We start from the raw sequence: 10,638 nt of genomic DNA, 5'->3' as shown, positions 1-10,638 counted from the left end.
TATGGTTATAGTTGTTCTGGCTGAAAAAGAGAAACAGGCAGAAGCTTACGCTACAGCTTTGGGACAATTTAGTAAAAAGAAAGGTGTCTATGTCATTAGGCAGTCACCCTATTATCCAGTTGAAGTACATGTGGTGGCTGCTGAAGGGCATCTATTTGACTATAGTGAACCAGACAATTGGTCGCTTGATAAATTACCTCTTACAAATGTTTCATTTAAGCAACATCTGAAAGAGGACAAGGATTCGAGAGAAAAATTTAAGAGAATCTATGATGAAGTGGTAACAGCAGATCAAGTGATTATTGGGACGGATGCTGATAGAGAAGGAGAGCGGATTGCGTACTCTATTTTATCGCATATACCAGGAGGCAAAGAGAAAATTTGGAAACGTCTTTGGGCAAGCTCCATGACAAAGAAAACTCTTCAAAAAGCTTTTCAGGAATTGAAGGAACCTTCAGAAACCTATAATTACTACTTGGAAGCTGAAGCACGTGCACAAAGTGATTGGTTGGTAGGGATGAACTTATCACCTCTTGCAACTCTTGATCTTCAAGAAAGAGGACAACTCCCTCGAGCAAAAGGTAGCCATCTATCGGTTGGCCGAGTACAAACACCAGCGGTCAGACTAGTTTGTGAGAATGATTTAGAGATTCGCAACTTTACTCCAGAAAAATATTGGAAGCTTCAGCTGGAGGATAAGAAAAATGGGGTATTCTTTACTACCAAAGATAAAACTAAAGATAGTGAGGCTATTTTAGCCTCTTCAAGGGAGTTATCAACCACCTCGGTTATTTCTTCAGTTGAGGTAGAAAATCATCAGAAATCCGCTCCACAACTATTTACCTTGTCTGCATTACAAAGTTTTGCAGCAAGCGCCTGGAAATTTGACTCAGATAAAACAGAGAGCATTGTTGAGGGACTGTATTTGGAAGGATTTCTCTCCTATCCACGACCAGACTCAGAATACATCAATCAATTTGAGTTTGACGATTTAAAAGAAAATCTATCTGCCTATCAAAAAGCTATTAATTGTCATTTTGAGCCAGCGTTTTTGGAGCCTAGAGAAGATTATGTCAATGATGAAAAAGTGTCTGGTACGAGCCACTCAGCCTTGATTCCGACTGAAAGAATTCCAAACCTTTCAAATTTAAAAACTGACCAACGACTGATTTATGAAGCAGTTGTGAAGCAGGCAATCTTGATGTTTGCGGATGATTGTTATTATTCAACTAAAACAATTGAAGTAGAAAATAATGGTCTTGTTTTTAAAACAAAGGGTAGAACGCTTCATAAATTAGGATGGGCTGAATGGAGTTCACGAAAGGTACGAGGTCCAGTTGAAGTTCCTGATTATCAAGTGGGAGATAAAATTGATACGCAGGTTCAGATTGTAGGGGGTGAAACTAAACCACCTAAAAGACTAACTGAAAGCCAATTGATTGGCCAAATATTTCCTAAATATGGCTTGGGAACACAAGCCACTAGAGGAGAAATCATTAAAAAAATTCAAAGTAAAGGTTATGTTGTTAAAGATAAAAAAACAGGTCAACTAACTCCTACCAATAAGGCTTATCTACTTATCAATTATCTCTATGACAATGAATTCTCTGATCCAGAGACAACAGGAGGCTGGGAAATGTTTCTATCTCAGATTGGAGAAGGGACAATCAATCCACGAGAATTTGTGGATGCGATAAAAGATAAGCTCACTCTTCAAATCAAGGAAGTAAAAGAAAGAGGTGATTAAGTGTGACTACTGAAGAAAAGAAAAAAACACCCTATTTAGATCGTTATACAGATAATTTGACAGAAAAAGTTTCAAAAAAAGCGGAAGATTATCAGGTGTACGGACGTGATAAAGAAGTAGAAGCTGTTCAGACCACTCTTCTCAGACGAACCAAGAATAATCCTATTTTGGTAGGCGAAGCTGGGGTTGGAAAAACAGCTATTGTTGAAGGATTTGCTTTGGCCATTTTAAGAAACCAGGTATCTCCAAAATTAAAAAATTTGACCGTGCGTTCTCTGGAACTATCTAGCTTAATGTCAGATGAGGATGGAGGATTTATTGTTAAGTTTAAAAAAATTATTGAGGAGATGGTAGAAACCAAAGGAGAGAATCTTCTCTTTATTGATGAATTTCATACTATTGTTGGTGCTGGTGGTTCAGATAAGGGCGCTTTGGATGCTGGAAATATTATTAAACCAGTTTTGTCACGTGGTGAGATGCAATTGATTGGCGCAACTACATTGGATGAATTTCATGAGTATGTCGAACAGGATCGAGCGCTGGAGCGAAGGATGCAACCGATTATGGTTGATGAACCAACAACTACTCAAGCGATTGAAATTCTTGAACAAGCTAAAGCTATTTACGAAAATTTTCACCAGGTATCTATTAGCTCTGATGCTGTAAAACAAGCTGTACTTCTATCTGTTCGCTACATACCTGATCAATTTCTACCTGATAAAGCCTTTGACTTAATAGATGAAGCAGCTACAATTTGTTCTACAAATGGATTAGGCCATGTTGGGAAGCAAGAAATTGCAGAGGTACTGAAAAATAAAACAGGTATTCCTGTCACGACGATTTTGAAAGGCGACAAGGAAAGACTAGATGGTTTAAAAGAAAAGCTGTCACGACGTGTGAAAGGCCAAGATGAGGCTGTAGATGCTGTTGTGAATGCTATAACTGTTGCACAAGCTGGCTTACAGGATCAAAGAAAGCCCCTATCTTCCTTCATGTTTCTAGGAACCTCTGGGGTTGGAAAAACAGAGCTTGCCCTGGCATTGGCAGAGGGAATGTTTGATAACGAGGAGGCAATCATTCGTTTTGATATGTCTGAGTATAAGCAAAAAGGTGACATTACAAAGCTGATTGGAGATCGACAAACTAGAACAAAAGGTCAATTAACTGAGAAGGTTAAACAAAAACCTTATAGCGTTATTCTAATTGATGAGGTGGAAAAAGCACACTCAGAAGTTGTAGATTTATTTTTACAGGTGCTTGATGCAGGACGTTTAACTGATTCAACTGGAAGGCAAGTGAGCTTTAAGAATACGATTGTCATTATTACTACGAATATCGGTTCACAAAAAATTATTAAGCAGTATGAATTGAAAGGGAATTTTAAAAAGCTGACCGATAGGGATAGGGTTCAGTTTGAAAAGAGCATGACGTTGGAGTTGGATACTAAATTCCGACCAGAATTTCTCAATCGAATTGAATATAAATTGATTTTTAACATGTTAGACGAGGAAGTGAATAAGGAAATTATTGTCAAACAGCTATCAGAAATTCAAGAAAGAATGAAGAATAAAAAGTTGACTCTCTCTTATGAAGAAAGTTTGGTTACTTATTTATTAGATGTAGGAACAAATATAAAGGACGGTGCACGGCCACTTGAAAGAGTGATTAAGCATAAAGTACTTCCTTTAATTTCTAAAGAATTTCTTAATCTATCAGATTTCAACCAGGAATATCATTTTCATCTTTGGGTAGAAGGTGATGCGCCAGATGAACACCATCGTGAAGATAAAAGAGAAATATTATTTGAAGTTGAGGCTAAAAATAAGTCATTTGGTGAAGTATTATTTTCATAAAGTTCACAACAAAAAAATGATTGTCCCTTTAAAAAATTTTTTTCAATTATCTATTACACTAATATTGTCAAAATAACAAAGGAGGATTTCTATGAAAAATTATTTGACAAGACAACTTCAGCAAGTAAAGACAAAATCACAAATGTTTTTATTGAGCCTTTCTCTATTTCTAACAGGATCTACAGTTTATGCGGAAGATCCATTCGCCAAGTCTGATACCTTAGCAAAAGAAGGAATAACTAAGGTTCAGGGAATCGGTGTTGTGTTATTTGGTTTAGTAGCGGTTGTAACCTCACTGATTTATGGTTTTGGTGGACGTGAGCTAAAAGCGGCGATGAAGAAACATTGGGTTGCGATTGCAGTTGCAATTATTGGTGTTGCAGCAGGCCCAAGTATTATTGAATGGTTCTTTAACTTTATTAAAAATTAAGGGGTAAAAATTATGACTTTTTCACTCTTTAATAAAAATAGATGTTCTATTACCGATGAGCTTTTCCTAGAGCTTACCTGGGACGATGGAAGAGGTCTAGAGGAAGATAGTGAACTGCTTGATATTATTGAGGGATTGGATCATCTTTCTAATTTTTCTCAGCCGATTTCAAAAAGTTTGCCCTACCTAACATTTCAACAAGCGGAGTTGTTATTTAAAGAGTTAAAACAGGCGTATGGTCGGTTTCAGCTGAAAAAAATAGCAATTGCTCATATGGAAGGGAAAACTGTAGTGACAGAAGGAGAGGTTTATACTAGTCCATTCCTCATTACTGAAGACTATGAAAATCTCTTGCTTCCCCTTATTCAAGCGATACTTACTCGCTCTGAATTTGCGAATTACAGCTATCAAGAAAAAAGGGAGTATTTTGAGAACCAGATTTATCCTGTATATAAACAAAGTTTGGGATTATCTGATTCTTCTCTACCCCTTTTCCCAGCCGAAGGTGAAACGTTGATTAGTTCTCAATCAAGTCGTTTGGCGCCTGCTCCAAAAGCTAGAAAACAACCAGATATTGGGAATTCTGTACCTCATAAGCAGTCAACTTCCCTCAAGAAATTTTATCTATTTTTAGGTTTTTTGGGAGTGCTTACAATAGTAAACATTGTTTGTGTATTCTTTGCTTTCACCCAACTATCAAACCAGTCAGAAAAAGTAAATTTCTTATATCAGGAACAAAAAAATACTCAACTAATCATTTCAACGAAAAATGAAGTTGATGTATTTAGTCGCTATTTCTTACCTTCTTATTACTCAGGCAAAAAAGAAAACCTAGTGGATTTTCTTTCTGAAGGTGATGCAAAATTTACCCAAGCAAAAGAAGGGATTTTACAGTCCGTTATTTTAGAGAAGTTGAATTATGATTCAGAAACTCAAAAATACACGGTTTCCTATATCCTATCAGTCAAAAAAGGTGATAAATCATCTAGCGTTAGATTAACTTTTGATGTAAAAGCTTCTGATTCTTCAAAATATGGATTTGTTGTAGAAACAGAACCAAAAGAATCAAATTATCTTAAAAATTAGAAAAGGAAAAATCACAATGAACAAGAAACAAGTATTAGCTACACTCGCACTATCAACAATCGCACTTGCACAAGCTGGTTATGTATCAGCAGATGAACTTGCACCAATTGATTCTTCTGCTCCAACAACAGAAGTAGTTACGCCAACAGCACCTAGCACTTCAACAGAAACAGAGGCTCCAGCAGTTCAGCCAACAGCACCTAGCGCTTCAACAGAAACAGAAGCTCCAGCAGTTCAGCCAACAGAGCCTTCAGTTACTCCAGTTGATCCAACAACTCCAGATACATCATCAACTACAGATAAACCGCAAGGTAAAGACAATGCTGAGAGTTTAGATGGCGTATCAACTGATAAACCAGTAACTCCAGATACATCATCAACTACAGACAAAGGTGAGCCTGCAATTCAACCAGCTTTACCAGAAGCTGTAGTAACCAACAAAGGAACACCAGAAGTCCAACCTGAATTGCCAAAAGCTGAATTGCCAAAAACAACAGTAGAGGCAAACGAACAAGGGAAGTCTCAAATTGGAACTACTTCAACTTCAACAGGTCAAGTGGTGCATGATGTAACAAAAGAACCTGTTGAAACAAATACAGGTGCGTCAATTGTTAGCACCCAAGGCGGAAACGTAGTTCTTTCAGATGGTTCAGTGGTTGCTCCTGAAGAGGTCGGAGGTACTGTCAACGAAGATAAGACTATCTCTGTTACTGATAAAGAAGGCAAACTTAAAACACTTCCAAACACTGGAACAGCAAAAAGCATTCTAACTACTATTGGTGGCATGTTAATGACAGCAGTAGGTTACTTTTACAAGAAAAAATTATTTTAAAATAAGGAAAATTTAAACGAATTATAACAATGTACTGTTAAATAATTTTTAGAACATCTTAAGTTTTTCTTTTATGTCAATTGACAATAGAAGTGAGAAAAGAGTGAATCTGAAAGAAATCGAGCAGAACAAATTTTGAAGTCAGAAAGTAGCAAGCTACGTTCACAAGAAGGTAATTTTATTTCTAGTGCTTCAGATCAAGTAGAGGTTTATAATCTTAATAATCTTCCTAAGGAAGTTGAAATTGAACTGAATTACTTTGCCTTGGATATGCTTAATCAAGTTCGTAGTCAAATGGGCATGCCACAGCTTACTCTAGCTAGTTCATCTATTGATTTTGCTGATAAACTTTCAAAAAAAGTTCGCGAAGCAAATAGAAGCGTTTTTGATTGGCATTATGTAAAAGGTATCAATGATGTAGCTAGAGAATATGGCTTGCCTACTTCAAGCAGGGAAGATGAAGTAAGTAAATATGGAAGTCAGTTCTATGAAAACAACTTTGCTGTAAGTGGAGTTTCAAGTGAAATGACTAAAGCTGAGATGAAACAATGGATTTACAATTCTATCTTGAACTTTTTGTTTAATGGGACAGAGTTCCTTCATGCTCAATCAGTAGCTGGTGTGAACTATGGTACAACTAACAAAAATGAGTATCTTGGACTATCACTTCATTATTTAAAAGATGGACTTGGGATTAGTTATATTACAGTTAGTTATTATTTAAAATCTAATGGAGTTTATGCTCGTAATGAAGTGATTCAAGGATATAGACTTGATTATTCAGGGAAATGGGTATGATTTTAGAAGTATTTAAGCGATCTCGTTCGCCTTCTTAGGATTATAATGATTGAGATTGATAAAATATAAAAAATTTTTAATTTAAAAGGAGAAAAAATTGAGGATGTCAAAGACACAAGAATTTAAGGCTTATGGTTCAATTCGTAAAATGAAGGTTGGTGGTGCATGTGGTGTTATCCTTGCACTTGCAATGTTGGGAATGGTATTTTCTTCGACTGCCTCTGCTGATGAAGTATCAGTAAATGCTTCTGAAAATAAAACGGTATTGGAAGTACCGATTGTTCATGAAAAACTTGATAAAGCTATTGCAGAAGCGAAAGAAGCTGGTGTTAAAGTTGATGTTGGTGTTACACAAGATAAGGGAGTGGCAACTACTGATACAGTAGCAGGTAAGCAGAAAGAAATTGAAGCTGATTATGTTAATCAGGAAAAAAATGTCAAAGCTGTGACTGGTGATTATTCTTCTAAGGTAGATAAAACTACTAAAGAACGTGAAATAATCGAAAAAGAAAACAAGGATAAACAAGATAAGTTTGAAAAAGCTGTAAAAGATCATGAAGCAGAAGTCAAACGTATTGAAGCTGAAAACAAGGCAATTCTTGCTGATAATTTTATGAAGAAAAAAGAAACTGAAGCAGAAAATTCACGTATTAAACGTGATAATGCTCAGAAAGAAGCTAAATACAATAAAGATTTAGCTGATCAAAAAGCCTACAATGAAAAGATTGAAAAGGAAAATGTTGGCTTAAAGGCTGATTATGACAAGGAATTTGATAATTATAAGAAAGAATTAGCTTTATATAATAAGAAAACAGAAGAACTTGCTAAGAAAGGTTTAAAAGCTGAAAAACCTCATATCAAAGTTTATGGAGATTATGATGAAAGTCAACGTGGAAGTCTCAATTATTACAAAAAATTGCTTGTTTCATTTGAAGGGGTAGAAGGTTTAATTCCTATAAAAGATTATATTGGTTTGCATTCTGATTCTTCAATTACTGCTAGTCGTGAAGGCTTGTTATCAAAAAGTGATGAATTTTTCGGTGAAATTGTAGCTCCAAAAGTAGGTGATTCTTTCACTATCCATAATGTTGCTGAAAGGAAAGATGGGAATAAAATTTCTGCTCGCTTTACTTTTAATAAAGTAGAAGCTGAGTGGGTTGAGAATGGAAAATCATTGAGTCCTACTAAAATCTATGTACATAAGGATGATAGTGGTTCTGGTTCAATTAACTTTTTATTTGCTAACCTAGTAGAATTTAATACGAAGATTGAGTTCTTCTATGAAAAGGATAAGAAGGAAGTTATTCTTGCTTTGGCTTCTGCATTTAATGATATTGATTACGGTCAGGAGTTGAATTTGACCTATCAAGATGGAACAGAAGGAATCGTGTTGAATCCTGACGGTTCTGATGTTAAAAAAGTGGTTCGTGATGGTAAGAATTACTACAAAGGTGAGTATAAAACACCTTGGACTTATGATGTTCCTGAACGTGGGGTGAAAGCTGGTGATCTTGGGTATGCTAATGTTCGAGATGAAAAGGATATTCCACGTGGATCAATCGTTTCTATTGGATATGGTTCTACATTGAATTTAGGCTATTATAATGGAGTCGGACAGCGTACACCTTATGAAATTAATGAAGAAAGAGAGAATGAAGTCTATCGTGCAATAACAAAATATAGAAGTGTACTATCAGATAGTGAACTTTTTTCTTCTAAACATGTTGGATGGGCTGTAGGTTTATTTGGGAAAGCAAGTGCAATTGTGCCAATTAATATCCATGTAAATCCTCCACTTAAACCCGAATTGAAACCAAAGGATACTAAGGAAATTCCTAAACCTAAATTGGAGAAACCAAAAGAGTTTGTTCCTCGTACAACACTTCCAATTCCACCAGCTCCAACTCCACCAGAGAAGAAAAAAATTCCTGAAATGCCTTTAGTTCCTACTGTAAAAGTGAATTATTCACGTTTGCGTGTTAAACCTTCTACTCCAAAACCTGTGAAGGCTATTACTGATAATTATGGTCACAACATTGATGGTGCGACTACGTTTGATAAAAATGTAAAATTCAGTTTGACGACTGACTACAAGCCATATTCAACATTTACTGCTGATTCAAAAAATGTTGCTAAAACATGGGCCTTGGCAGATGATGTTCAAGATGGTGCATACATGGTAGATGATAGCAAAATCACTATGAAGGATTCTATTGGTAAAGATGTAAAAGCACTTTTTAATATGTACCATGTTCTTTCAGAAAAAGAACGTACACAAGAAATCCAAAACATTTTGAAGGAAGCAGGATTGAATCCTAAAGGTGAGTTTTACCTTTGGGTGGCGAAAGATTCTACTTCTTTCTATCAAAACTATGTGAAACAAGCTAAGAATATCACGATTGATCTACCTGCACGTTTGCTTGTAAAAGCAGGAGAAGTTGTTGAAAATGAGTTTGTTCAAGTTGATTATGGCAATGGCTATAAATCAAACCTTGTTACGTTTAAAGTTCCTGATGTGAAGCCAGAAAAACATGTACTTGATAGAAGTGGCAAGAAAGTCCTTGATGGCAAAGAAGTCCAACTAGGTGATTTTATTCAGTACCTTCTTGATGGAGTAACTGTTCCAGAAAAACATGATACATTGTACCAATATGACGGTTTGGATAAACTTGATATGAAGCATGACCGCTATACTGGGAACTGGAAAGGTATCGTTAAAGGAACAGAATATGTTGCCGAAAAAGAGCTTACATTGCCTTATGATGTAGTCTTGTCTAACGAAAAAGTGGTTAAGGCAGGAGACAAGATTGCTAAAGGTTCTACTTATGCGTTCCAATTTGAGTTCAATCAAAGCACAAACTCTGACTTTATCAAGAAAATTGTTAAAGTAACATGGAACGAAAAAGATGGTAAGTGGGCTTACACTATTGACAAAGAGTTCTTGAACTCTCTAGGAGTGCAAGGCACGTTTGACGCTGATTTCTATATCGAAGTTGAACGTATCGCAAGTGGAGAAATCGAAAATAAATTTGTGAACATTGTCAACAGTCAAGAAACGGGAGCAAAGGTAACAACCCACACTCCAGAACCACCAAAACCAGAAGAACCGAAAAAGGAAGAACCTAAACCAGAACCAAAACTGGAAAAACCGAAAAAGGAAGAGCCAAAACCGGAACCAAAACTGGAAAAACCGAAAAAGGAAGAGCCAAAACCGGAACCAAAACCAGAGCCAAAAACTCCTGAGTCGCCAAAACCACAAGAACCTAAGAATCCTTCACTACCAAATACAGGAACAGCAAGCAGCATGCTTCCAGTTGTAGGAATGATTTTGGGATTGTTGAGTCTTGCAGGTCTTCGTAAGTCAAAAGAAAACTAATTTGATGAATTAAAATGAAAGAATGACCACAAGCTGGGGAATAACTCTCTTGTGGTCTTTATTGAAAGGAGAAAAATGCAAGTATTTATTGCTTCTGGACGTGTTGCATTTATTCCAAATGATGCAGTAGGTCAAACTCAAAATGGTCATGCCAGTTTCAAATTTGAGTTTGTTTGTGATTCGAGTATGACTGATGATACAAATAAACCAACCTCTAGTTTCTTCCATGTACAAGTCTATGGAAAACAAGCGGAATTGATGGCTCAGAGCCTATCTAAAGGCTCTCCAATCCTCTTAAAAGGAGAAATTATCCAACGACCTTATAATGATGAACAAGGTCAACGTCGAACGTATCAGTTTATTTCCCCAAGTCAACAAGGAGGAATCACTTTCCTTGAAAATAGGGAGGCATCTAATCGACGTAAACAGGGACAACAGGGATTTTCTCAACCGACACCAAGTTCTAATCCTCCATCCTATCCTGAACCAATGGATGTAGAATCCCCATTCTAAAGG

General features: G+C 36.3%; 7 protein-coding genes and 1 pseudogene. All 8 read left to right on the top strand.

Translation table 11 applies throughout. The annotated features are described in order from the left end of the window. Position 1: 1 nt before the first annotated feature. The 8 genes and pseudogenes from JQ841_RS00260 (at position 2) to JQ841_RS00225 (ending at position 10,635) form a co-directional block, all read left to right on the top strand. The gene (locus JQ841_RS00260; protein ID WP_203179761.1) at positions 2-1,747 is read left to right on the top strand and encodes a type IA DNA topoisomerase; all 1,746 of its coding nucleotides are present in this window, start codon (positions 2-4) and stop codon (positions 1,745-1,747) included. Between the two features lie 2 nt (positions 1,748-1,749). Beyond that, complete coding sequence (locus JQ841_RS00255) at positions 1,750-3,600, top strand: AAA family ATPase (RefSeq protein WP_203179760.1); 1,851 nt, start codon at positions 1,750-1,752, stop codon at positions 3,598-3,600. A gap of 91 nt (positions 3,601-3,691) precedes the next feature. Further along, positions 3,692-4,030 (top strand): conjugal transfer protein TrbC, encoded by a 339-nt coding sequence (locus JQ841_RS00250; protein ID WP_203179759.1) that lies wholly within the window; start codon positions 3,692-3,694, stop codon positions 4,028-4,030. A gap of 12 nt (positions 4,031-4,042) precedes the next feature. Then, the gene (locus JQ841_RS00245) at positions 4,043-5,116 is read left to right on the top strand and encodes a hypothetical protein (protein WP_203179758.1); all 1,074 of its coding nucleotides are present in this window, start codon (positions 4,043-4,045) and stop codon (positions 5,114-5,116) included. A gap of 16 nt (positions 5,117-5,132) precedes the next feature. Then, positions 5,133-5,948: an LPXTG cell wall anchor domain-containing protein gene (locus JQ841_RS00240; protein ID WP_203179757.1), complete on the top strand. Its 816-nt coding sequence runs from the start codon at positions 5,133-5,135 to the stop codon at positions 5,946-5,948. Between the two features lie 120 nt (positions 5,949-6,068). After that, positions 6,069-6,746, top strand: a pseudogene (locus tag JQ841_RS00235) (SEC10/PgrA surface exclusion domain-containing protein); the annotation flags it as partial. Between the two features lie 103 nt (positions 6,747-6,849). Beyond that, entirely contained in the window at positions 6,850-10,122 is a 3,273-nt protein-coding gene (locus JQ841_RS00230; RefSeq protein WP_203179756.1) for an SspB-related isopeptide-forming adhesin, read from the top strand. A 75-nt stretch (positions 10,123-10,197) separates the two neighbouring features. Then, positions 10,198-10,635: a single-stranded DNA-binding protein gene (locus tag JQ841_RS00225; RefSeq protein WP_203179755.1), complete on the top strand. Its 438-nt coding sequence runs from the start codon at positions 10,198-10,200 to the stop codon at positions 10,633-10,635. The last annotated feature ends 3 nt before the right edge of the window (positions 10,636-10,638 follow it).

This window comes from Streptococcus mitis (assembly GCF_905187535.1).
Lineage (GTDB): Bacteria > Bacillota > Bacilli > Lactobacillales > Streptococcaceae > Streptococcus > Streptococcus mitis_BS.
The sequence above is the reverse complement of the archived record's forward strand: the minus strand, read 5'-3'. Positions and strand labels throughout refer to the sequence as shown.

Coding starts and splice junctions, on each gene's coding strand:
- JQ841_RS00260 (WP_203179761.1), top strand. CDS start 2: ATGGTTATAGTTGTTCTGGCTGAAAAAGAGAAACAGGCAGAAGCTTAC.
- JQ841_RS00225 (WP_203179755.1), top strand. CDS start 10,198: ATGCAAGTATTTATTGCTTCTGGACGTGTTGCATTTATTCCAAATGAT.
- JQ841_RS00250 (WP_203179759.1), top strand. CDS start 3,692: ATGAAAAATTATTTGACAAGACAACTTCAGCAAGTAAAGACAAAATCA.
- JQ841_RS00240 (WP_203179757.1), top strand. CDS start 5,133: ATGAACAAGAAACAAGTATTAGCTACACTCGCACTATCAACAATCGCA.
- JQ841_RS00245 (WP_203179758.1), top strand. CDS start 4,043: ATGACTTTTTCACTCTTTAATAAAAATAGATGTTCTATTACCGATGAG.
- JQ841_RS00230 (WP_203179756.1), top strand. CDS start 6,850: ATGTCAAAGACACAAGAATTTAAGGCTTATGGTTCAATTCGTAAAATG.